The sequence below is a fragment of the Microbacterium aurantiacum genome (genome assembly GCF_031625015.1).
GTDB classification, from domain to species: domain Bacteria; phylum Actinomycetota; class Actinomycetes; order Actinomycetales; family Microbacteriaceae; genus Microbacterium; species Microbacterium aurantiacum.
Genome location: NZ_JAHWXH010000004.1, coordinates 185347 through 208205 on the forward strand (window position 1 = coordinate 185347; position 22859 = coordinate 208205).

Below are 22859 nucleotides of genomic sequence, written 5' to 3' on the forward strand. Positions count from 1 at the left end.
GGAACGCCGACGCCCGACGCGCGGGCGAGAATGGAGCGATGGACTGGCAGACCTCCGAAGACACGGTGCCCTCCGCGCCGGTGACGGAGGCCGACGCCCGATCGCTCCTCGGTCGCCCGCCCGCGACGGGTGCGTGGCGCGACGGCGACCCGCCCGGGCGGCGTCTGTTCGCACCCCTCGGCCCGCTCCGCACCGAGAGCGGAGACGAGATCCCGGCTGTGCGTCTCGCGTACGAGACCTGGGGGACGCTCAACGAGGCGCGCGACAACGCGATCCTGATCCTCCACGCCCTCACCGGCGACTCGCACGTGCGAGGACCTGCCGAACCCGGGCATCCGACCAGCGGCTGGTGGGATGACATCGTCGGTCCCGGCGGCCCGATCGACACCGACCGGTGGTTCGTCGTGGCGCCGAACATGCTGGGCGGATGCCAGGGATCGACGGGCCCCGCGAGCATCGCCCCCGACGGCTACGAGTGGGCGGCGCGCTTCCCGTACCTGACCGTCCGCGACCAGGTCGCCGCACAGGCCCGCCTCACCGATGCACTCGGCATCGAGACGTGGGCCGCCGTGATCGGCGGGTCGATGGGCGGCATGCACGCGCTGGAATGGGCGGTCGGTCTCCCTGAGCGGGTCGCGCGTCTCGCGGTCCTCTCGGCACCGCCGGTGAACACCGCCGATCAGATCGCTCTGAACTCTGTCCAGCTCGGGGCGATCCGGCTCGACCCGCGCTTCGCAGGCGGGCAGTACTACGACGCCGGCGACGGTGACGGTCCGCACCGCGGCCTGGCCCTCGCGCGCCGTATGGCGCTGCTGAACTACCGCTCACCGACGGAGCTGAACCAGCGCTTCCAGCGCTCCTGGCAGTCCGGGGTCAGCCCGCTCGGACACGGCGGACGCTTCGCCGTGGAGTCCTACCTCGACTTCCACGGGAACAAGTTCACGCGACGCTTCGACGCGAACTCCTATCTCATCCTCGTCGAGGCGATGAACTCCCACGATGTCGGACGCGACCGCGGCGGGGTCGAGGAGGCCCTGCAGCGGGTCGCGGCGCGGACGCTCGTCCTCGGCATCGACAGCGACCGCCTCTTCCCCGTCGACGGGCAGCATCGCATCGCCCGCGGCATCCGTCACACCATCGACGGAGATCACGCGGTGGTGCTGACAAGCGACTTCGGCCACGACGGATTCCTCATCGAGACGGCATCCGTCGGGGCGCACCTGCGCCGACTGCTGGAGGCCTGACGACCGGGCTCAGGAGCCTTCGATCGCCGCCTCGAGGCGGGCGAGCTTGCCGTCCAGCTCTCCGGTGTACCCCGGACGGATGTCGGCCTTCAGCACCAGCGACACGCGCGAGCCGAACGGCGCGACGGCCTCGGTGGCGCGCTTGACGACGTCGAAGACCTCATCCCACTCGCCTTCGATCTCGGTGAACATCGACGAGGTGCGGTGAGGCAGCCCGCTGTCGCGCACCACCCGCACCGCCGCGGCCACGGCATCGTGGACGGAGCCGTCGGCGCGGCCGGTCCCGCTCGGGGCGACGGAGAAGGCGACGATCATGGGGATCCTTCCGGAGTGGCGGGTCGGGGGTCGCCCGCGGGGACGCGGACGGCGGTGGGGACGGCGACGAGCCGCGCCGCGATCCAGACGAACAGGACCACCTCCAGCAGGTTACGCCCCAGCAGCAGCGCGACCGCCGCGGGCTGCAGAGCCAGCAACGCGTCGTACGCCCACGGGAAGAGCACCTGGGTCGCCGCGGTCATGACCAGGGCGAGCAGCGCCGGCGCCGCCCACGCCCGTCGATCGACGACCAGCGCGAGCACGAACGGCGCGATGATCCACACCATGTACTGGGGCGAGCCGACCTTGTTCACCGCGATGAGGGCGAGCACCAGCGACAGCGCGAGCGGAGGGAAGAGGGAGACGAAGCGCGCGCCGCGCGCGACCTTCACGGCACCGACGGCGGCGAGCGCCGCGGCGACGAGGATGAGGAGCGGCGTCATGAGCGCGATGACGACGTCGACGTTCGGGCCCGTGACCTGGAAGGTGACGATGTCGGGGTCGTAGTACACCGCCGCCCCGGACGATCCGGCGAGCGCGAGCAGGACGTAGACCGAGCTGACCGGAGCCTCGAGCTGCAGCCCCCGGGTCGTCTGGTCCCCGACGAAGCCGAGGAGGTGGGTCGCGCCACCCGCCGAGAGCGCGAGGGCCACGACGACCGCGCTGAGCGCCGCGCCGGCGCCGATGATCGCCCCGCGCCGGCGGACGGCGATCACTGCGGCCAGCAGGAGCGCTGCGGGCCAGACCTTGATCCAGGTCGCCGCCGCCAACAGCGCCGAGGCGAGCCACGGGCGTCCGACGAGCCAGAGACAGCCGAGGATCGCCACCGGCACCGTGATCGCGTCGAGGCGGTACATGCCGACACCGCCGAGGGCGAGGATCGCGGCGAGCCAGAAGAGGGCGGCGACGACGCGGCCGCGCGACCGCGCCGCTCCGATCAGGATGCCGAAGGCCACCGCATCCGCCGCCGTGACGAGCAGGCCCCACGCGAGGGTGTAGTCGACGGCGGCACCGAGGAACCCGGCCAAGACGATGGGGACCAGCGCGAGGGGCGGATAGATCCACTCCATCGTGAGCCCGGGGATCGCGTCGCCCCTGATCGTCGTGCCGGCCCACCAGCGGTAGAGCTGATCGACGTCCCAGGAGGCCGCGCGTCCGTCGACGAGACCGAGGACGATCGCGAGGGCGTGGACGAGGGCGAACCCGCACCACAACGCCGCCCGCCTCGACACGGTCCCATCCTAGGGAGCGGCGGGCATCCGGCCGATGCTACGCAACGGGGGCGAGAACCGCGCCGATGACCGCGGGGACGGCATCCGCCACGTCCAGCGCCGTGATCGGACCGCCCGCGCGCTCGGTCGAGGCACGGCGGGCGGCGTGACCGTGCAACCACGCGCCGGTCGCGGCGAGTCCCGCCAGCCGGCGCGGGTCGAGCCGGGGCTGATCGGCCGCCGCGGCGGCCACGAGGGCGCCGATGATGCCCGCGAGCACATCGCCCGTCCCCGCGGTCGCGAGCCACGGCGTGCCCGCTTCGACGGCGACGAGCGTGCCGTCCGGGTCCGCCACGAGGGTGCGGGCGCCCTTCAGCAGCACCACCGCGCCGACGGCGCGCGCGGTCTCGACGACGGATGCCCCGCGATCGGCGTCCGCGGCGGCGAGTCCGAGCGCAGCGCGCAGCCGATCGTGCTCTCGCGCGTGCGGCGTCAGGATGCGCGGCGCCGAGCCCTCCGGTGCGAGGTCCAGCGCGCCCGCGTCGACGACGACCGCGACGTCCCCGGCGAGGATGTCGCGGAGGACCGAGGTCTCCTCGGGCGTCCGGGTTGCGGCATCCGTTCCTGACCCGAGCACCCACGCCTGCACGCGACCGACAGCGGTGACCGTCTCGGGCCGTCGCGCGAGGACGAGGTCTTCCGCACGGCGCGGCCCGGCGTACCGGACCATGCCCGCGCCCGACCGCCACGCGGCCTCGACCCCGAGGACCGCGGCGCCCGGATACGCGTCGGCGCCGGTGCGCATCCCTACGACTCCGCGACGGTACTTGTCGTCGTCGGAGCGGGGCGCGCGCACGTGCGCCCGGACGTCCGATTCGGTCCACAGCGGAACCGTGTGCCCGTTCCGGTCAGTCATGTCAGGTCACCGCACTCCCCGCCGCGTGGCATCCTGAACCTCGCCGATGAGCTCCTCGATCACGTCCTCGAGGAAGAGCACCGCCGTGGTGGCGCCGTCGGCGTCGCGGACCTGCGCGAGGTGGCGTCCCGCACGGCGCATGACCGCCAGGGCATCCTCGAGATCGGTCGTCTCCAGCACCGGCACCATGTGGTGGATCCGCTTGCTCGGAATGGGCCGGGCGACGTCGGCGACCAGGTCCGGATCCTCCGCCGCGCGCAGCACGTCCTTCAGGTGGACGTATCCGACGGGGAGGCCGTCGTCGTCGATGATCACGTAACGCGAGAAGCCGTGCTTCGCGACGGCCCGCTCGATCTCGACCGGGGTCGTCCGCTGCGGGAGGGTCACCAGATCGCTCATCGGCACGGCGATGTCGGCGGCTTTCTTGTCGGTGAACTCCATCACCGCCGCCACCGTGCCCGCGGCGTCGTCGAGGACGCCCTCGATGCGGGACTGGTTGACGATCGTGGCGACCTCTTCCAGGGTGAACGTCGACGCGGCCTCGTCCTTCGGTTCGACCTTCGCCAGGCGCACGATGTGGTTCGCGATCCAGTTCAGCGTGACGATGACCGGGTGGAACAGCTTCGACACCCACACGAGCGGGGGTGCGAGCATCAGCACGGCGCGATCGGGGACGCTGAAGGCGAGGTTCTTCGGAACCATCTCACCGAAGACGACGTGCAGGTAGGACACGATGAGCAGAGCCACGACGAACCCGATGGTGTCCACGAGCGCCTCCGGCAGGCCCGTGAGACCGAGCGGCTCGGCGAGGAGATGGTGGATCGCGGGCTCGGACACGTTCAGGATCAGCAGCGAGCAGATCGTGATGCCGAGCTGACTGGTCGCGAGCATCAGCGTCGCGTGCTCCATGGCGTACAGCGCGGTCTTCGCCGCGCGCGAGCCCTTCTCCGCGAGCGGCTCGATCTGGGAGCGCCGCGCGGAGATGACGGCGAACTCGGCGCCGACGAAGAAGGCGTTGGCCGCGAGCAGCACGACCAGCCAGGCGAGTCCCGCCCAATCGTTCATCGACGCTCACCCGCCTTCGACTCGGCCGCGCGCGGACTGCCGGGCGCGGCGAGGGGAACCGGCGAAGGCGTGAACCGGACCCGGTCCACGCGGCGTCCGTCCATCCGGTGGACTTCCAGCTGTCCGTCGTCGATCGAGACCCGATCGCCGACGGCGGGGATGCGCTCCAGCACGCTCATGATGTAGCCGCCCACGGTGTCGTAGACCTCGCCCTCGGGGATCAGGATGCCGGTGCGGTCGCGCACCTCGTCGGGTCGGAGGTCACCGGGGAGGAGGATCGAATCGCCGCTGCGGACGACGCCCGCACGGCGACGGTCGTGTTCGTCCCGGACCTCGCCGACGATCTCCTCGACGAGGTCCTCGAGCGTGACGACGCCCGCCGTTCCCCCGTACTCGTCGACGACGACGGCCATCTGGTAGCCGCGGGCGCGGAGCTCGGCGACCAGGGCGTCGAGGTGCACCGCTTCGGGGACGCGCAGCGGCTCGGTCGACAGCGCCGCGGCGGGCACGTCGGCGCGCCGATCGCGCGGGACGCCGATCGCCGCCTTGAGGTGCACGATGCCGGTGATGTCGTCCATCGAGTCGTCGTAGACCGGGAAGCGGCTGTGTCCGGTCCGGCGGGCGAGCTGGACGACATCCTCCGCGGAGTCGCCGGCCGCCACGGCGTGGATGCTCGGGCGCGGGGTCATCACGTCGGCAGCGGTCAGCCGCGAGAAGCGGAGACTGCGGTCCAGGAGCGACGCGGTGTCCTTCTCCAGGACGCCGGCGCTGGCCGAGCGGCGCACGAGGCTGGACAGCTCTTCGGCGGTGCGTGCACCCGACAGCTCTTCCTTCGGCTCCACACCCAGGGCGCGGAGCACGCCGTTGGCGCTGCCGTTCAGCATCCGGATCGCGGGACGGAACACGGTCGTGAACGCGACCTGGAAGGGGATGACGAGTTTGGCGGTCTGACGCGGCACCGCGAGGGCGAAGTTCTTCGGGACGAGCTCGCCGATGATCATCGAGAAGATCGTGGCGACGCTGATGGCCACGACCACCGCGACGGGCGAGACGAGTGCCTCCGGCATCCCCCACGCGGTGAAGACCGGGCGCAGAAGGTTGGAGATGGCCGGCTCCATCGTGTAACCGGTGAGGAGCGTGGTCAGGGTGATGCCCAGCTGTGCGCTCGAGAGATGCGTCGAGGTGATCCGCAGCGCGCTGATGGTCAGCGACAGCCGGGTCTCCCCCGCCTCGCGGCGGGCTTCGAGGTCGGCGCGGTCGAGGTTGACCAGCGCGAATTCGCTGGCGACGAACAGTCCTGTCCCGATGGTGAGCAGCAGCCCCACGCCCAACATGACGTAATCCATCACACGTCACCTCCCTCGTTCGGGGAGGCGGAGCGGTGGGGCACGGGTCTGCAACTAGGAGGGTCGTCCATGGAGCAGAAGTGTACGGGACGCCGCCGAACGGGTGTCGCCCCGGCGCCCCGGGCCGAACTCCTCTCATCCGCACCCGAAACCGCCCGGAACGGGCGGATCGGCCCCGGGGTGCGCGGATCAGAGGAGTTGCGCACGCGCGGACGCGGGCACCGCGCCCGCCCGCGCGCCTACCAGCTGACCGGCAGGGCCTTGCCCTCTTCGTATCCGGCCGCGGATTGCAGGCCTACGCGGGCGCGCGCATGGAACTCGGGCACCGTGGCCGCACCCGCGTAGGTGAACGACGAGCGGACGCCGGAGGTGATCATGTCCAGCAGATCTTCCAGGCTCGGCCGCAGCGGGTCGATGTAGATGCGCGAGGACGAGATCCCCTCGGCGAAGAGCTCCTTGCGCGCGAGCTCGTACGGGTCGAGCCGTCCGAAGCGCTCGTGCACCGCCTTCGTCGAGGCCATGCCCCACGATTCCTTGTACGCGCGTCCGTCGGCGTCGGTGCGCACCTCCCCCGGCGCCTCGATCGTGCCGGCGAACCACGAGCCGATCATGACGGATGCCGCTCCCGCCGCGAGCGCCAGAGCGACGTCCCTCGGGTAGCGCACGCCCCCGTCCGCCCACACGTGCGCGCCACGCTCGCGCGCGGCTTCGGCCGTCTCGAGCACGGCGGAGAACTGCGGCCGGCCGACGGCCGTCATCATGCGCGTGGTGCACATCGCGCCGGGTCCGACCCCGACCTTCAGGATTCCGGCGCCGGCGTCGACGAGGTCGGCGACCCCGTCCGCGGTGACGACGTTGCCGGCGGCGATCGGAACACCGAGGCCGAGACCCGACACGGTCTGCAGCGCCCGCAGCATCCCCTCCTGGTGCCCGTGCGCGGTGTCGATGACGAGGACGTCCACGCCGGCGGCCACGAGGGCTCGCGCCTTCGCGGCCACGTCGCCGTTGATGCCGACCGCGGCCGCCACGATCAGGCGCCCGTCGGCGTCGACCGCGGGGCGGTAGAGCGTCGCGCGCAGCGCGGTCCGCGGCGAGAGCGTCCCCACGAGGTGGCCGCGTTCCGTCACGCAGACCGTCGCCGCCCCCGCGGCGACGAGCACGTCGAAGGCGTCGCGGGGCGAGCCGATGTCCTCCGCCTCGATCGACATCGCATGCCCGCGGACGAGGTCGCCGAGCCGCGCATCCGCCAGCGCGGTGCCGAGGCGCTCGGCGGGCACGACCCCGAGGATCCGATCGTGCGGGATGCCGGCATCCGGCGTCTCCGCGGAGGGGGCCACCACGATCCGGTGGCCGGGGGTGGCCGGAAGCAGACGCGCCGCATCGGCGACGGTCGCCTCCGGCGGCAGGACGAGAGGGGTGTCCCAGCGCACCGGCTGGCTCTTGACCCACCGGATCGCGGCATCCAGCTCCTGCAGGGGCATGTCCTGCGGCAGGACGCCGAGCCCTCCGCGGCGGGCGAGGGTGGCGGCCAGTCGAGCGCCCGTGACGGAATTCATGTTCGCCGAGACGAGCGGGATCGTGGCGCTCGTGCCGTCCCGGGGCGACAGGTCCACATCCAGCCTGCTGCTCACCGCCGAACGGCGCGGGACGAGGAACACGTCGGAGTAGGTCAGATCGACGTCGGGCTGCGCTCCGTAGAACTCCATGGCGCCCAAGAGTAGTGACCCTTCCTGTGCGGGTGATTCTGCGGATTCTTATCCCTGATGAGGGCCCCTCCGCCCCGAACGCCGTGCCCGGATGGGGTTAGGCTTGTCAGGTCGTGCGCGTGAGCGCGTCCGCGCCCCCGCGACCCACGGACATTCATCGATGAAAGCAGGCGATCCAGCGTGTCGAGCCAGGTGACGGGCCTTGGAGTTTCGAACGAAGGAGAGTTCGGAGCCAACGAATGGCTCGTCGACGAGCTGTACGAGCAGTACCGCGTCGATCCGAACTCCGTCGATAAGGCCTGGTGGCCGATCCTCGAGTCCTACACGCCGGTGGACGGCGCCGGGACGTCGACGACACCGACGGCCCCTGCCGCTCCCACCGCCTCGGTCACCGAGGCCGCTCCCCCCTCGGCGACGGAGCCGAAGCCGGTGACCGCGGCGATTCCGACCGTCGGGTCCGGGTCCCAGCCCGTCGCGCGCACCACGGCACGCCCCGCGTCGCCGCAGCCGATCCCCGCCCAGGCTCCGGCCGCGGCGCCGGCCGAGGCGAGCGAGCAGGCCGAGGACCAGGTGACGGTCCTCAAGGGCATGCCGAAGGCGCTCGCGGCCAACATGGACGAGTCGCTCACCGTCCCCACCGCGACGAGCGTGCGGACCGTGCCGGCGAAGCTCATGATCGACAACCGGATCGTGATCAACAACCACATGTCGCGAACGCGCGGCGGCAAGGTGAGTTTCACCCACCTCATCGGCTGGGCCATCATCCAGGCGCTCAAGGAGTTCCCGAGCCAGAACGTCTTCTACGCAGAGGTCGACGGCAAGCCGTCGGTCGTCGCACCGGCGCACGTGAACCTCGGCATCGCCATCGACCTGCCCCGCCCCGACGGCACCCGCGCGCTGCTCGTTCCGAGCATCAAGCGCGCCGACCAGCTGACCTTCGGCGAGTACCTCAGCACCTACGAAGACCTCGTCACGCGCGCCCGCAAGAACAAGCTGACGGCGGCGGACTTCCAGGGCACCACGATCTCCCTCACGAACCCCGGCGGCATCGGCACCGTGCACTCGGTGCCGCGCCTGATGAAGGGGCAGGGCTGCATCGTCGGCGCCGGAGCGCTGGAGTACCCGGCCCAGTTCCAGGGTGCGAGCGAGAAGACGCTCAGCGAACTGGCGATCGGCAAGACGATCACGCTGACCTCCACCTACGACCACCGCGTGATCCAGGGCGCAGGTTCCGGCGAGTTCCTGAAGAAGGTGCACGAGCTGCTCATCGGGCAGCGCGGCTTCTACGACGCGATCTTCGCCGAACTGCGCATCCCCTACGCACCGATCCACTGGGCGAACGACATCAACGTCGACCTCGCAGAGCGCGTCGACAAGACCTCGCGCGTGCAGGAGCTCATCAACTCCTTCCGTGTCCGCGGGCACCTCATGGCGGACATCGATCCGCTCGAGTACGTTCAGCGCACCCACCCCGACCTCGAGATCGAGAACCACGGACTCACCTTCTGGGACCTCGACCGCGAGTTCGTCACGGGCGGTTTCGGCGGCAAGCGCCAGCTGAAGCTGCGCGACATCCTGGGCGTCCTCCGCGACTCGTACTGCCGCACCATCGGCCTCGAGTACATGCACATCCAGGACCCCGAGCAGCGCGCGTGGTTCCAGCGCAACGTCGAGCAGAAGTACCAGAAGCCCACGCACGACGAGCAGCTGCGGATCCTCGACAAGCTCAACCAGGCCGAGGCGTTCGAGACGTTCCTGCAGACGAAGTACGTCGGCCAGAAGCGCTTCAGCCTCGAGGGCGGCGAATCGCTCATCCCCCTGCTCGATGAGATCCTCCAGGGCGCCGCGCAGGCGGGGCTCGACGGGGCTGCCATCGGCATGGCCCACCGCGGACGCCTGAACGTGCTGACGAACATCGCCGGGAAGACGTACGGTCAGGTCTTCCGCGAGTTCGAGGGCCAGGTGGCGATCGGATCCAAGAGCGGGTCCGGCGACGTGAAGTACCACCTCGGCACCGAGGGGACCTTCTCCGCCGACGACGGCGCCGAGCTCCCGGTCTACCTCGCCGCGAACCCCTCGCACCTCGAGACCGTCGACGGTGTGCTCGAGGGCATCGTCCGCGCCAAGCAGGACCGCAAGCCCATCGGCACCTTCTCGTGGCTGCCGATCCTGGTGCACGGCGACGCGGCCTTCGCCGGCCAGGGCGTGGTCGTGGAGACCCTCCAGATGTCGCAGCTGCGCGGCTACCGCACAGGCGGCACGGTCCACGTCGTGGTCAACAACCAGGTCGGCTTCACCACCACTCCGCAGGATGCCCGGAGCTCGGTCTACGCCACCGACGTCGCCAAGACGATCCAGGCGCCGATCCTGCACGTCAACGGCGATGACCCCGAGGCCGTCACGCGCGTCGCGCAGCTGGCGTTCGCCTACCGCGAGGAGTTCCACCGCGACGTCGTCATCGACCTCGTCTGCTACCGCCGCCGCGGTCACAACGAGGGCGACGACCCCTCGATGACCCAGCCCCTCATGACGAACCTCATCGAGGCGAAGCGGTCGGTCCGACGCCTGTACACCGAGGCCCTCGTGGGTCGCGGCGACATCACCGAGGAAGAGTACGAGCAGGCCAAGCGCGACTTCCAGAACCGTCTCGAGGTCGCCTTCGCCGAAACGCACGCCGCAGAGACCGGCTCTTCTCCGGTGGTGGATGCCGAGGCCGACGTCGAGCCGGCATCCGGCCAGCCCGAGTCCACGGGCGTCTCGCGCGAGGTCGTGCACCTCATCGGCGACGCGTTCGTGAACAAGCCGGAGGGGTTCACCGTCCACGCCAAGCTCCAGCAGCTGCTGGACAAGCGCGCGGACATGAGCCGCAACGGGTCGATCGACTGGGCCTTCGGTGAGCTGCTGGCCTTCGGGTCTCTGCTGCTGGAGAAGACCAACGTGCGTCTGGCCGGTCAGGACTCGCGCCGCGGCACGTTCGTGCAGCGCCACTCGGTGCTCCACGACCGTGCGAACGGCCAGGAGTGGATCCCGCTGACCAACCTCAGCGAAGACCAGGGGCGCTTCTGGGTCTACGACTCGCTCCTGAGCGAGTACGCCGCGATGGCCTTCGAATACGGCTACTCGGTGGAGCGGGCCGACGCTCTGGTGTTGTGGGAGGCGCAGTTCGGCGACTTCGGCAACGGCGCGCAGTCCGTGATCGACGAGTTCATCTCGTCGGCGGAGCAGAAGTGGGCGCAGCAGTCGAGCGTCGTCCTCCTCCTCCCCCACGGCTACGAGGGTCAGGGACCGGACCACTCGTCCGCACGGATCGAGCGGTACCTGCAGATGTGCGCGCAGGACAACATGACCGTCGCGCGGCCGTCCACGCCCGCGTCCTACTTCCACCTCCTGCGCCGACAGGCCTATGCCCGTCCGCGCCGCCCGCTGGTGGTCTTCACTCCGAAGGCGATGCTGCGTCTGCGCGGAGCGACCAGCCCGGTCGAGGACTTCCTGTCGGGTCGTTTCGAGCCGGTCGTCGACGACACCCGTTCGATCGACGCCTCGGGCGTGAAGCGCGTGCTCCTGCACGCCGGCAAGATCCACTGGGATCTCAAGGCCGAGCTCGAGAAGAATCCGAACGACGCGATCGCCCTCGTGCGCCTGGAGCAGTACTACCCGGCGCCCATCGACGAGCTGCGCGGTGTGCTTGGGCGCTACCCGGACGCCGAGCTCGTGTGGGTCCAGGACGAGCCCGAGAACCAGGGGGCCTGGCCGTTCATCGCGCTGGATGTCGTGCCGCAGCTCGACGGCCGCACCATCCGGGTCGTGTCCCGGTCCGCTGCGGCGTCGACGGCGACCGGTTCGCCGAAGGTCCACGCCGTCGAGCAGGCCGCGATCATGACGGCGGCTCTCACCCTCTGAGTCGTCGCAGACGCGACGCGCAGGACGTCACGCCGCCGGTCATCCCTCGGGATGCCGGCGGCGTCGTCGTCAGTGGGTCGCCTGGATCGCGCGCAGACGCTCGAGCACCTGGTCGCGCAGCTCTTCGGGCGCGGCTTCCTTGCAGGCGCGCGCGACGACCTCGGTCAGCGTGCGCGCCACCAGCGCCTCGTCCCGGCATCCCTGGCAGTTCTCCAGGTGCTCGGCGATGTCGGTGTGCTGGGTCTTGCACACTTCGTTGCGCAGGAACTCCTCCAGCTCGCGCTGCGCCTTCTCGCAACCGCAATCGGTCATTTCGCACTCCTCGTGGCGGCACCGGCGATGCCGCGCTCCGTCGCATAGTCGGCCAGCAGATCACGCAGCATGCGCCTGCCGCGATGCAGGCGGCTCATGACCGTGCCGATCGGTGTTTTCATGATGTCGGCGATCTCCTGGTAGGCGAATCCCTCGACGTCGGCGAGGTACACCGCCAACCGGAAGTCCTCGGGGATCGCCTGCAGGGCATCCTTCACCACGGATGCCGGCATGTGATCGATCGCTTCCGCCTCGGCGGACCGGCTGGCCCGCGCCGTGGTCGACTCCGCTCCGCCGAGCTGCCAGTCCTCCAGCTCGTCGATGGTGCCCTGATACGGCTCCCGCTGCTTCTTGCGATAGATGTTGATGTAGGTGTTGGTGAGGATCCGGTACAGCCACGCCTTCAGATTCGTACCCTGCGTGAAGGTCTGCCAGGAGGCGAAGGCTTTGACGAACGTCTCCTGGACGAGGTCGGCGGCGTCCGCGGGGTTGCGCGTCATCCGCATCGCGGCGGCGTACAACTGATCCATGAACGGGAGCGCCTGCTCCTCGAACTGGGTGCGCGCATCGGGCGCCTGGTCGGGCTGTTCGCTCATCAGGCGCCAGTCTACGGCGGCGTCCTCGCGTTCGAGCATGACGGTCACGACGGTGGCACTCCCTTCCGGCCGGCTCCGCCGCGCGTGGGGCGTGGCGGTGGGTGTCAGTAGGCTAGGAACCGATGAGCGCCGATCGGTATTCCCCTGCCACCTCGACGTCCGCGACCTGGCTCGCGCCGAGGGCGGAGTCCGACCTGCACGCGACCGTGACCGTCCCGGGTTCGAAATCGCTGACGAACCGCGAACTGATCCTCGCCGCCCTCGCCGACGGCCCCGGACGACTGCTCGCCCCGTTGCACTCGGACGACTCTGCGCGCATGGTCGACGCCCTCCGAGCGCTCGGCGTCGGCGTCACCGAGGAAAAGGGCTCCGGCCCCTTCGGGTCGGACCTCCTCATCGAGCCGGTGTGGCCCCTCCGCGGCGACGCGGTGGTGGACTGCGGGCAGGCGGGTACCGTCATGCGCTTCGCGGCGGCGGCCGCCGGGTTCGCAAAGGGCGAGGTGACCCTCACCGCGCACGAGAGCGCGCTGCACCGACCGATGGGCGCCATGATCTCCGCCCTCCGCGACGTCGGCGTCGACATCGACGACGGCGGCAGCTGGGCCCTCCCCTTCGTGGTGCGCGGCCACGGTCATGTGCGCGGCGGCGAGGTGACCATCGACGCCAGCGCCTCCAGCCAGTTCGTGTCAGGCCTGCTGCTGGCCGCTCCGCGCTTCGACGTGGGACTGCACCTCGTCCATTCGGGTCATCGCCTGCCGAGCATGCCGCACATCGACATGACCGTCGAGAGCCTCGCGCACCGCGGCGTCCACGTCGAGCGCCCGCGCCCCGGCGAGTGGATCGTGCCCCCGGGGGCGCTCCGCGCGAAGGACATCGCCATCGAGCCCGACCTCTCCAACGCCGCCCCCTTCCTCGCCGCGGCGATGATCGCGGGCGGGTCGGTATCGGTGACGGGCTGGCCGGCGCACTCGACGCAGCCGGGCGCGATGCTCGGCGACATCCTCTCCCTCATGGGCGCTCGGGTGTCGCGGCGCGGTGGCGCGCTCACCGTCACGGCGGGCGCAGGAATCCACGGTGTCGACCTCGATCTGTCCGCGGCCGGCGAGCTGACCCCCACCATCTTCGCGCTGGCGGCCTTCGCCGATGCGCCGACCACTCTCTACGGCATCGGCCACATCCGCGGCCACGAGACGGATCGCATCGCAGCCCTCGTGGGCGAGCTCCGCGGCCTCGGCGGCGAGGCTCATGAGCTCGAGGACGGCATCCGCATCGTCCCCCGCCCGCTGCGCGGCGGCCTCTGGCGCGCACACCACGATCACCGCCTCGCCACCACCGGCGCGCTCATCGGGCTGGCGGTCGACGACGTCGAGATCGACGACATCGGCACGACCGCCAAGACGATGCCGCAGTTCCCGGAGCTGTGGCGAGGCATGCTCGAGGGCGCATGAGCTGGCTCGACGACCTCGATGACGAGGACGACGCGGACTTCGACGAGGGCGACATCCGCGTCCGGCCGAACCCGAAGGCCAACCGTCCGCGCACCAAGCGGCGCCCCGCCCACGCGGACGCCGCAGTGGCGCGCGTGCTCGGCGTCGACCGCGGCCGATACACCGTGCTCGTCGACGAGGACACTCCGCAGGAGCGGACGATCCTCGCGGTGCGCGCGCGCGAGCTGCGCAAGACCCCCATCGTCACCGGAGACCGGGCACGGGTCGTGGGCGACCTCTCCGGCTCCGAAGGGACGCTCTGCCGGATCGTCGGGATCCTCGACCGCCGTTCCCTCCTCCGCCGTAGCGCCGACGACACCGACCAGGTCGAGCGCATCATCGTCGCCAACGCCGACCAGATGCTCGTCGTCGTCGCGGCCGCGGATCCGGAACCACGGGCCCGCCTCGTGGACCGCTACCTCGTCGCCGCGCTCGACGCCGGTGTGCGCCCCCTCCTCGTCGTGACGAAGACCGACCTCGCCGACCCCACCGAGTTCCTCGCGCATTTCGAAGGACTGAACCTCGAGGTCTTCACCAGCGGACAGGGCGCCGGACAGATGCCGCTGGAGCAGATCGGGAACGCCCTCGTCGGTCATTCCACGGTGTTCGTCGGGCATTCCGGCGTCGGCAAGTCCACTCTCGTGAACGCCCTGGTCCCCGACGCCGGACGCGCGACAGGCCACGTCAACCAGGTCACCGGACGGGGCCGGCACACCTCGAGCTCGACGGTGTCGTTGCGCTATCGCGGTGCCGCGGGCAACGGCTGGGTGATCGACACGCCCGGCGTCCGCTCCTTCGGCCTCGGACACGTCGACCCCGCGAACATCCTCCGCGCGTTCACCGATCTGGACGATGTCGCCCGGCGCTGTCCCCGCGGCTGCACGCACCTCCCCGATGCGCCGGACTGCGCGATCGTCGAGGCGGTCGCGGCGGACGAACTCGGGCCCGGTGGCGCGGCGCGTCTGGACTCCCTCCAGCGCCTGCTGGAGACCTTCGCCGCGGGCCGCCGAGGTCCCATAGGCTGAGAGGATGACGCGTCTCTCCACCGGCGACACCGCCCCCGATTTCACCCTCGTCGACCAGGACGGCACCCCCGTGCGCCTCTCGGAGCGCCGTGGGACGGGCGTCGTGCTCTTCTTCTACCCCGCGGCGATGACCCCGGGGTGCACGACGGAGGCCTGCGACTTCCGCGACAGCCTCGCCCCGCTCCAGGCGGCCGGCTACACGGTGCTGGGCATCTCTCGCGACGAGCCGGCGAAGCTCCGCGAGTTCCGTGAGCGAGACGGCCTCACCTACGACCTGCTGAGCGACCCGGATCACAGCGTGCACGAGGCCTACGGCGCGTGGGGCGAGAAGACGAACTACGGCAAGACCGTGCTCGGGGTCATCCGCTCGACCTTCGTCATCGACGGTGAGGGCCGTGTCGAGCACGCCCTCTACAACGTCAAGGCCACCGGGCACGTCGCACGGGTGCGCTCGCTCCTCGGTCTCGACGCCTGATCAGGACCCGCCTGCACCGAAGAGCTCTCAGGCGTCGCCGCCCGCACGATCCTCTCGCGGTGGGGCGCTCGCGCGGACCGTCATCGCCAGCAGGACGAGGGTGACGACGGCCGGCGCCGCGAGCGCGAGCGCGATGCCCGGGGAGGAGAAGGCGCCGGTGATCGCTCCGATCGCCACGGCGAGGATGAGCAGCTGCGTCACGACTCCCCCGGAGCGGCCCCAGCTGCGTTCGCGCCACGTCGCCACGCCGAAGGCGAGGACGGCGGCGGCACCGATCGCGGTGAGGACGGCGAGGGCGATCGCGGTGGTGAGGACGGCGGTGTCGCCGGCGAAGAGCGCGCCGATCTGCCACACGAGGAGCGCCAGGATGCCGAGTCCCTCCGCCACCAGGAGGACCGCGGCAGCGCGTCCCGTCGTTCTCGCCAGCATGCGCGCGACTCCTTCTCCGAACGGTCGGGGTTGTAGGAAGCATCATGTGCTAGACGCGATTCATCAGCGTCTTCCGCACAAACCTGCCGGTCAACCCTTGATTCAGGTAAACCGCTGTGGGACGATTGGTGAAGCCGTGTGCTCCCACAGCGACGTGGGGCGAGTCGATCTCGCACCCTCACCAGAGTAACGGACCCGAATCCGTCCCTCGTCTTTTCCCCAATCCCCCCGCATCAAGGAGCACCCCTATGGACTGGCGCGACAAGGCCGCCTGCCTCACCGTCGACCCCGAACTGTTCTTCCCCGTCGGGAACACCGGTCCGGCCGTCGACCAGATCGAGAAGGCCAAGTCCGTCTGCGCACGGTGCACCGTCACCGAGGTGTGCCTGCAGTACGCCCTCGAGTCCGGCCAGGACTCGGGCGTCTGGGGAGGTCTCTCCGAAGACGAGCGCCGCGCGCTGAAGCGCCGCGCCGCTCGCGCCCGCCGCGCGTCCTGATCCGCGCGGGCGCCTGCTGCCCCGGGAGGGCGTTCAGCCCCGGGCGCGCTCGATGTAGCGCAACGGGATCTCGATCGTGACCTCGGTTCCGCTGCCCATGATCGTGTGCCAGTCGATCGTGCCGCCCAGCTCGCCCTGGATGAGTGTGCGCACGATCTGCGTCCCGAGTCCCCGACCGACCTGACCCTCGGGAAGACCCGACCCGGTGTCGCGGACGCGGACTTCGAGGGTCTCCCCCGTGCGCTCGGCGATGATTTCGACGTCGCCCTCCTGGCCGGCCAGGCCGTGCTCCACCGCATTGGTGACCAACTCGGTCAGCGCCAGGGCGAGGGGCGTGGCGTACTCGCTCGGCAGCGTCCCGAAGCGGCCCGTCGACCGGGTCTTGGCGCGCGTGTTGGGTGCCGCGGCGACCTCGGCGACGAGCTTCAGGACACGGTCGAAGACGTCGTCGAAGTCGACGTTCTGGGCGAGGCCCTCCGACAGCGTGTCGTGGACCACGGCGATCGCCGACACGCGCCGCATGGCCTGAGTGAGAGCCTCACGGGCCTCTTCGGAGTGCGACCGGCGAGCCTGGATCCGCAGCAGCGACGCCACCGTCTGCAGGTTGTTCTTGACGCGGTGGTGGATCTCGCGGATCGTGGCGTCTTTGGTGATGAGCTCCTGCTCCTGATGGCGGATCTCCGTGACGTCTCGGCACAGGACGATCGCGCCGATACGCGTTCCGCGGTCGCGGAGCGGGATCGTCCGCAGCGACACCGTCACGCCGCGCGCCTCGACGTCGGCGCGCCACGGTGCGCGACCGGTCAGGACCACCGGGAGCGACTCGTCGAACTGACGTTTGCCCGGCAGGATCTGGGTGACGACCTCGACGAGGGACTCGCCTTCGAGTTCGTCGCCGAACCCGAGGCGGTTGAACGCCGAAAGCGCATTGGGGCTCGCGAACGTGGTGACGCCGTCGACATCGAGCCGGACGAGTCCGTCGGACGCGCGCGGTGCGCCGCGGCGCGGCGAGGTCGGAGCCGTGAGATCGGGGAAATCACCCGAGGCGATCATGCCGAAGAGGTCGTCGGCGCAGTCGTTGAAGGTGATCTGCTGCCGCGAGGGGGTCCGCGCCTCTCCGAGGTTGGTGTGACGGGTGAGCACCGCGATCGTCTCGCTGCGCCCGCCGCCGGAACGCGCGACCGGCACCGCGCGCACCCGGGTCGGGGTCTCCTCGAACCAATCGGGCGACGCGGAATCGACGATGCGTCCGGTGTGGAAGGCGTCGCGCACCTGCGTCCGCCACTGGGGCCGGACCCGGTCACCGACGATGTCCCGATAGAACAGCGTCGCCGCGCCGCTGGGCCGGGTGTGCGCCACGGCGACGAACGAGTCGTCGAGGGTCGGAACCCACAGCACGATGTCGGCGAAGGCGAGGTCCGCGAGCAGTTGACCGTCGCCGGCGAGCCGGTGCAGCCACTCGACGTCCTGCGCGCTGGAACGGCCCTGGGCATAGACGAGATCGCTGAGCGTGGACACCCCTCCAGCTTAGGGTTCAGCCCCGGGTCGGCAGCGCCGCGCGCTCCGGTCGGCGACGTCGGGCCGCCCGGACCCGGCGGGTCGGAGCGTCCGCGCCTGCGGGCCCGGTCGGGGTCGGTGGGAGGACCGCCTCGCCGACGAAGCGACGGATGCCGAGGGTCACGCCCGACCGCGGGGCCACGAGGCCGAGGGGTCGTGCGGCGAGGAGCGCAGCATCCGCAGATCTGCCGTCGTGCGGGAGGAACCACACGTCCTCGATGCCGCCGAACCGGTCGAGGGCTCGACGGACCTGGCCCCGCGCATCGATACCGAGGACTCCCGGGCGCACACGGTTGATCAGCGACACCACCCGGGTGGAGCCGACGATCGCTCTCAGCTCGGCGTGACCACGCAGGTACCGCGCGATGCCGACGGGGTCGGCCGAGCCGACGGCCACCACGAGGTCCGCCGCCTGGAGCGCGGCCACGGTCGCGGCGTTGCGACGCGGACCGTCCTCCAGGTCGCTGACGATCTCCTCGTCGCGCTCGAGCGGCGCGGCGACGTCCACGACGACGTGATCGACCCACCCGCGGCACGCCGACAGGGCCGCCCCCACCCGCGCAGCGGACAGCTCAGGCCACCGCGACGGCCTGTTCAGCCCCGTCAGCACCTCGACTCCCGTATCGCCGAGCGGAAGGGCGATCCGCGTGAGTTCGGCGGCGTCGAGCGCGCCCCGCTCGGCACTGCGGCAGGCCGCCGCGAACCCCGGACCTTCGTCGGGGAGCGAAAGGCTCAGCGCCTGGGAAGGCGCTGCGGTGTCGGCGTCCACGAGCGCCGTGCGTCGCCCGCCCCGCGCGAGTTCGAGGGCGAGCCCGACCGCGACGGTCGACCGTCCGGGCGCTCCCGCCGGGCCCCACACCGCGATGACCGCCGGCCCGGTCGTCGAGGGCGCGGCGGCGGCGCTGACCGGCTCGGCCGCGAGGACCTCGCACAGCCGCCACACCGGCACGTCCGGTGCGAGCGGGCTCTCGAGGCCCAGCGCCTCGGCTGTGCGGAGGTCGTCCGCACTCGCGGCGAACGGCACGATACGCGTGCGCGCACGGTCGCACAGCGCCACCACGGCGACGTCGGTGTGCGTCCGGTCGACCGTCAGGATCACCACGTCGGCGTCGGCGAGCGCGCGCAGAGCCCGCGAGGCGTCCGGCTCGGCGAGGTCGTCGCGGGCGAGCAGGGCGAGCGCCTCCGGCGCGAGGACGCCGACCACCTCGATGCCCTCGTGGATCAGCTCGACGGCCCGCCGATCACCGTCGACCACCGCGACAAGCGCTCTCACGAGCCTGCTCCCGCCACCGGCACCACCGACAGTGCGGACTGATCGCTCATGGCGGTGAGCGCCGCGGCGACATCCGATCGCGGGATCACCAGTTCCAGCTGCGCCGCTCCCCCGCCGATCATCGACTCATCGCGCGCGACCGACACGACGGTGGCGTCCGCGACGAGGATCCGCGGCGCGTCGTAGACCCCCCGTTCCCGCTGAGGCGCGGCCCACACCTCCACGACGGTTCCCGCGGCGACGGATGCCGGGACGTCGACGGCGCTGCGCACCACCACGCGGGTCGTTCGGGCCGCATCCGCACTGCCGACCGCAGCGGCCGGAACCAGCTCGCCGACTTCGATCGTGCGCGTCGCCACGAGGCCCGATTCCACGTCGGCGGTGGAGAGGTAGCTCTCGGAGAGGCCTCCGAGGGACACCTCGACGCTCCGCACGACGTCGGCGGTCACCGCCTCACCGGGGACGATGGTGCGCGTCGCGACGTAGGCGGGTGCGGTCGTGCGCGCCGCCTGCACCGTGAACCACACCCCGAGGATCGAGGCCAGGACCAGGATGATCCCGAGGATCAGACGCAGATCGGGGCGCGCGGAGGCCCGGGTCGGACGCGAGGAGACGGCGGCGGTCATGACCCCATGTTCGCGCAGAGCGATGATTCCGCTCCGGCGTTATCCACAGGGGGTGTTTCGTGCCCCTGGACAGCGGGTGCGGCGGGTCGATAATGGGGGCATGCCCGAGAACTCCACCCCTGCCGTGCGCCTTCTCGCGCCCAGCCAGGTGGCCGAGATCCTCGGAGTGGGCGTCGATGAGGTCATCGCCCTCGTGATGGACGGTCGACTGCGCGGCATGCGCGTGGGTGCGCCCGCGCAGTGGCGGGTCGAAGAGGCCAGCATCTCGACATATCTCGACGATCAGGCCGAGGAGGCCCGGCGCATCGCGCTGTGGCACCAGTCGCAGACCGCGAGCTTCCCGGAGCTCTGGGGCACCGGCATCGTGCGCAACCCGGACTGACCACCGTCAGCGGAGGACGGCGGCGGCCTCGAGCCGCACCCAGGCGACGGCGTCGAACGGGATCATGCGGAACCCCGTGACGGATGCCGCCCGCCGCGGGGATCCCGGGTCGTGCAGGGCGAGGTCGAGGTGATCCGCTCCCGCCCGATCGATCGTGCCGCTGAGCGCCGCACCGTCACGCAGGTGGACCGTCACCGTGAGGCGGCGACGGACGAGGTCGCGCAGGACGAACCCGAATGACATGCGATCCCTCAGGCCCGGCGGACGGTCGGCGGGGCGGGCGGTCGCGAGCATCGCGGCGTGGGTGAGGGCGAGGCCCCGCACGGCTGCGAAGGGGACGAGCGCGGCGACCGTTGCGGACTCGGCGAGATCGAGTGCCAGCCAGTCCGATCCCGCGGAGGTGACCGTGCCGCGAAGCCGGTCGGACGCGGCGTCGATCGTGGCCTCCACACCCCGGGCATCCGGCGAGCCCGGCGCCAGCGCGCGGAGGCGGGCGGCGAAGCCGAGGGTCGACAGACGCAGCCGTTCCGCCTCCGTGTCGAGCGCGGCCCGCTCGGCTTCCCACTCCGAAGCGACCTGGTCTTCCAGGTCGTCGAAAAAGCGATCCCATCGCACCTGGGCAGGTTAGGCCAATCGTGAGGAGTCGATGAGAAGTTGTCCACAGGAGCCGTCGGGGCATGTTCCTGGGAGTTGCCTCTGTGTTCTACTACCGGCACAAACCTCCCCGTCCAGATTGGCCGACATGTCACCCTCGCCCGCCGAACGACCCCGCGACTCCTTCGCTCCGGGGGCGGCCGAGCTCTCGGAGTTCTTCGCCCCGCAGCGCACCTCTTCCCACGCGCTCCCGGATCCTGAACCGTTCCTCCGGAACATCACCGTCGGAGTGTTCGAGGTCCTCGCCGGTGTCCGCGAGGTGGAGCAATTGGCACGCTGGCTCACCGAGGACGCGTACCGCAAGCTCGTCACCCGTGCGGCCATGGCGACGCGTGCGCGCAGTGCCCGTGGCGTCCCGGCGATGCGGCCGGTGCACACGATCCTCTCGGTCCGGGCCACCCGCCCGGCGGACGGTGTCGTCGAAGCCGTGGTGATCGTCCAGGGACCGGCGCGCACGCGCGCGGTCGCCCTTCGCCTCGAGGGCATGGACGGCCGCTGGCGCTCGCCCTCCCTCGCGGTGCTCTGAGGGCCGGCGCACCCGGCGCCTCACGGCCGGTACGACGCCAGGAAGTTCCCGAGCCTCTCGATCGCCTCGGTGAGCACGCGAGCCTCCGGAAGGGTGACGATGCGGACGTGATCGGGGGTCGGCCAGTTGAAACCGGTCCCCTGCACGAGCAGCACATGCTCGGCGATGAGGAAGTCGTAGACGAACTTCGCGTCGTCCGGGATCTCGTACACCTCCGGGTCGAACCGGGGGAAGGCGTACAGGGCGCCCTGCGGCTTGGCGCAGGCGACGCCCGGAATCGACTCGAGGGCATTCCACGCGGCATCCCGTTGCTCGTGGAGACGGCCCGCGGGGGCGATGAGGGCATCGATGGACTGGATGCCGGAGAGCGCCGCCTGCACCGCGAACTGCGCGGGGACATTGGGACACAGACGCGTCGAGGCGAGGAGCTGGATCCCCTCGAGGAAGCCCGCGGCGTGCGCCTTCGGACCGGTGATGACGAGCCAGCCGGAGCGATACCCGGCCACCCGGTAGGTCTTGGACAGGCCGTTGAACGTCAGGCAGAGCAGGTCCGGTGCGATCGTGGCCATCGGGATGTGGCGCGCGTCGTCGAAGACGATGCGGTCGTAGATCTCGTCGGAGAGCAGGAGCAGCGAGTTCTCGCGGGCGATCTCGGCGATGCCCTCGAGCACCTCGCGCGTGTACACGGCGCCGGTGGGGTTGTTCGGGTTGATCACCACGATCGCCTTGGTGCGCGGTGTGACCTTCGAGCGGATGTCGTCGAGATCCGGCTGCCACCCGTTCAGGTTGTCGCACCGGTAGTGGATCGGATCGCCGCCGGCGAGGCTCGTCATCGCCGTCCAGAGCGGATAGTCCGGAGCCGGGATGAGGACCTCGTCACCCTCGTCGAGCAGCGCCTGCATGGTCATGGTGATGAGTTCGGAGACACCGTTGCCGAGGTAGACGTCATCCGGGTCCACGTGAGGAAAGCCCGGCTCCTGCTCGTACCGCGAGACGACCGCGCGCCGCGCGGGCATGATGCCCCGGCTGTCGCTGTAGCCGTGCGCCTGCGGCACGGCCTCGATCATGTCGCGCACGATCTGGAACGGCGCCTCGAATCCGAACACGGCGGGGTTGCCGGTGTTGAGCTTCAGGATGGTGTGCCCGTCGGCCTCGAGCTGGTCGGCGGCGATGAGCGCCTGTCCTCTGATCTCGTAGAGGACGTTCTTCAGCTTGCTCGACTGATCGAGCGGACGCAGGGGACTCATCGCCCCAGGATATCGAGCGGGCCACCGGGCCAATCGACCGACGGTGGCCCGCTCGCGGTCAGCGGAGGAC

Annotated in this window: 22 protein-coding genes; 8 read left to right on the forward strand and 14 right to left on the reverse strand. The window is 70.9% G+C overall.

Annotated features, from left to right (window positions below; translation table 11 throughout):
* Positions 1 to 38 precede the first annotated feature (38 nt).
* Entirely contained in the window at positions 39 to 1244 is a 1206-nt protein-coding gene (gene metX, locus KZC50_RS14960; RefSeq protein WP_310892169.1) for a homoserine O-acetyltransferase MetX, read from the forward strand.
* Positions 1245 to 1253: 9 nt separating this feature from the next.
* On the opposite strand, the gene KZC50_RS14965 is transcribed toward metX, so the two are convergent.
* From KZC50_RS14965 to guaB1, 6 genes are all read right to left on the reverse strand, one after another.
* Complete coding sequence (locus KZC50_RS14965) at positions 1254 to 1559, reverse strand: thiamine-binding protein (protein ID WP_236968308.1); 306 nt, start codon at positions 1557 to 1559, stop codon at positions 1254 to 1256.
* On the reverse strand, positions 1556 to 2791 hold the full coding sequence (locus KZC50_RS14970) for a glycosyltransferase 87 family protein (RefSeq protein WP_310892170.1): 1236 nt from the start codon (positions 2789 to 2791) through the stop codon (positions 1556 to 1558). Before KZC50_RS14970 ends, KZC50_RS14965 begins: the two co-directional genes overlap by 4 nt.
* Positions 2792 to 2828: 37 nt before the next feature.
* The gene (locus tag KZC50_RS14975; protein WP_310892171.1) at positions 2829 to 3686 is read right to left on the reverse strand and encodes an ADP-dependent NAD(P)H-hydrate dehydratase; all 858 of its coding nucleotides are present in this window, start codon (positions 3684 to 3686) and stop codon (positions 2829 to 2831) included.
* A 6-nt stretch (positions 3687 to 3692) separates the two neighbouring features.
* The gene (locus KZC50_RS14980) at positions 3693 to 4751 is read right to left on the reverse strand and encodes a hemolysin family protein (RefSeq protein WP_053547682.1); all 1059 of its coding nucleotides are present in this window, start codon (positions 4749 to 4751) and stop codon (positions 3693 to 3695) included.
* Positions 4748 to 6097, reverse strand: coding sequence for a hemolysin family protein (locus tag KZC50_RS14985; protein ID WP_310892172.1), 1350 nt, complete (start codon positions 6095 to 6097; stop codon positions 4748 to 4750). Before KZC50_RS14985 ends, KZC50_RS14980 begins: the two co-directional genes overlap by 4 nt.
* Positions 6098 to 6336: 239 nt before the next feature.
* Positions 6337 to 7803, reverse strand: a complete 1467-nt coding sequence (guaB1, locus tag KZC50_RS14990) for a GMP reductase (RefSeq protein ID WP_310892173.1) — start codon at positions 7801 to 7803, stop codon at positions 6337 to 6339.
* A 180-nt stretch (positions 7804 to 7983) separates the two neighbouring features.
* On the opposite strand from guaB1, the gene KZC50_RS14995 reads away from it, so the two are divergent.
* On the forward strand, positions 7984 to 11703 hold the full coding sequence (locus tag KZC50_RS14995; RefSeq protein WP_310892174.1) for a multifunctional oxoglutarate decarboxylase/oxoglutarate dehydrogenase thiamine pyrophosphate-binding subunit/dihydrolipoyllysine-residue succinyltransferase subunit: 3720 nt from the start codon (positions 7984 to 7986) through the stop codon (positions 11701 to 11703).
* 69 nt (positions 11704 to 11772) lie between these two features.
* On the opposite strand, the gene KZC50_RS15000 is transcribed toward KZC50_RS14995, so the two are convergent.
* Both KZC50_RS15000 and KZC50_RS15005 read right to left on the reverse strand, forming a co-directional pair.
* The gene (locus KZC50_RS15000; protein WP_053547686.1) at positions 11773 to 12015 is read right to left on the reverse strand and encodes an alpha-ketoglutarate decarboxylase; all 243 of its coding nucleotides are present in this window, start codon (positions 12013 to 12015) and stop codon (positions 11773 to 11775) included.
* Positions 12012 to 12611: a sigma-70 family RNA polymerase sigma factor gene (locus tag KZC50_RS15005; protein WP_310892175.1), complete on the reverse strand. Its 600-nt coding sequence runs from the start codon at positions 12609 to 12611 to the stop codon at positions 12012 to 12014. The genes KZC50_RS15000 and KZC50_RS15005 overlap by 4 nt, the downstream gene beginning before the upstream one ends.
* A gap of 122 nt (positions 12612 to 12733) precedes the next feature.
* Between KZC50_RS15005 and aroA the strand changes: the two genes are divergently transcribed.
* The 3 genes from aroA to bcp are packed head-to-tail and all read left to right on the forward strand — an operon-like array spanning position 12734 to position 15598.
* Entirely contained in the window at positions 12734 to 14059 is a 1326-nt protein-coding gene (aroA, locus tag KZC50_RS15010) for a 3-phosphoshikimate 1-carboxyvinyltransferase (RefSeq protein ID WP_310892176.1), read from the forward strand.
* Positions 14056 to 15123 carry a ribosome small subunit-dependent GTPase A gene (gene rsgA / locus KZC50_RS15015; RefSeq protein WP_310892177.1) on the forward strand — a complete coding sequence of 356 codons (1068 nt, stop codon included), beginning with the start codon at positions 14056 to 14058 and terminating at the stop codon, positions 15121 to 15123. The genes aroA and rsgA overlap by 4 nt, the downstream gene beginning before the upstream one ends.
* 4 nt (positions 15124 to 15127) lie before the next feature.
* Positions 15128 to 15598, forward strand: coding sequence for a thioredoxin-dependent thiol peroxidase (gene bcp, locus KZC50_RS15020; protein ID WP_053547689.1), 471 nt, complete (start codon positions 15128 to 15130; stop codon positions 15596 to 15598).
* A gap of 27 nt (positions 15599 to 15625) precedes the next feature.
* On the opposite strand, the gene KZC50_RS15025 is transcribed toward bcp, so the two are convergent.
* Positions 15626 to 16027: a histidine kinase gene (locus tag KZC50_RS15025; protein ID WP_310892178.1), complete on the reverse strand. Its 402-nt coding sequence runs from the start codon at positions 16025 to 16027 to the stop codon at positions 15626 to 15628.
* A gap of 248 nt (positions 16028 to 16275) precedes the next feature.
* Here KZC50_RS15025 and KZC50_RS15030 point away from each other — a divergent pair, with 248 nt between their 5' ends.
* The gene (locus KZC50_RS15030) at positions 16276 to 16524 is read left to right on the forward strand and encodes a WhiB family transcriptional regulator (protein ID WP_013583608.1); all 249 of its coding nucleotides are present in this window, start codon (positions 16276 to 16278) and stop codon (positions 16522 to 16524) included.
* A gap of 33 nt (positions 16525 to 16557) precedes the next feature.
* On the opposite strand, the gene KZC50_RS15035 is transcribed toward KZC50_RS15030, so the two are convergent.
* Genes KZC50_RS15035 through KZC50_RS15045 form a run of 3 tightly spaced genes read right to left on the reverse strand, consistent with a single transcriptional unit; the run spans position 16558 to position 19980 of the window.
* Positions 16558 to 18042 carry a sensor histidine kinase gene (locus tag KZC50_RS15035; protein ID WP_053547691.1) on the reverse strand — a complete coding sequence of 495 codons (1485 nt, stop codon included), beginning with the start codon at positions 18040 to 18042 and terminating at the stop codon, positions 16558 to 16560.
* A gap of 16 nt (positions 18043 to 18058) precedes the next feature.
* A complete protein-coding gene (locus KZC50_RS15040) occupies positions 18059 to 19354 on the reverse strand; it encodes a CpaE/TadZ family protein (protein WP_310892179.1) in 1296 nt (431 codons plus the stop codon).
* Complete coding sequence (locus tag KZC50_RS15045; protein ID WP_236968298.1) at positions 19351 to 19980, reverse strand: SAF domain-containing protein; 630 nt, start codon at positions 19978 to 19980, stop codon at positions 19351 to 19353. The genes KZC50_RS15040 and KZC50_RS15045 overlap by 4 nt, the downstream gene beginning before the upstream one ends.
* Positions 19981 to 20080: 100 nt before the next feature.
* Here KZC50_RS15045 and KZC50_RS15050 point away from each other — a divergent pair, with 100 nt between their 5' ends.
* Entirely contained in the window at positions 20081 to 20362 is a 282-nt protein-coding gene (locus KZC50_RS15050; protein ID WP_053547693.1) for a helix-turn-helix domain-containing protein, read from the forward strand.
* Between the two features lie 6 nt (positions 20363 to 20368).
* On the opposite strand, the gene KZC50_RS15055 is transcribed toward KZC50_RS15050, so the two are convergent.
* The gene (locus tag KZC50_RS15055) at positions 20369 to 20977 is read right to left on the reverse strand and encodes a hypothetical protein (RefSeq protein WP_310892180.1); all 609 of its coding nucleotides are present in this window, start codon (positions 20975 to 20977) and stop codon (positions 20369 to 20371) included.
* Between the two features lie 127 nt (positions 20978 to 21104).
* On the opposite strand from KZC50_RS15055, the gene KZC50_RS15060 reads away from it, so the two are divergent.
* Positions 21105 to 21542, forward strand: a complete 438-nt coding sequence (locus KZC50_RS15060) for an Rv3235 family protein (protein WP_053547695.1) — start codon at positions 21105 to 21107, stop codon at positions 21540 to 21542.
* Between the two features lie 20 nt (positions 21543 to 21562).
* Here the strand turns inward: KZC50_RS15060 and KZC50_RS15065 are convergent, their stop codons facing one another.
* A complete protein-coding gene (locus tag KZC50_RS15065; RefSeq protein ID WP_310892181.1) occupies positions 21563 to 22789 on the reverse strand; it encodes a pyridoxal phosphate-dependent aminotransferase in 1227 nt (408 codons plus the stop codon).
* Between the last annotated feature and the right edge of the window lie 70 nt (positions 22790 to 22859).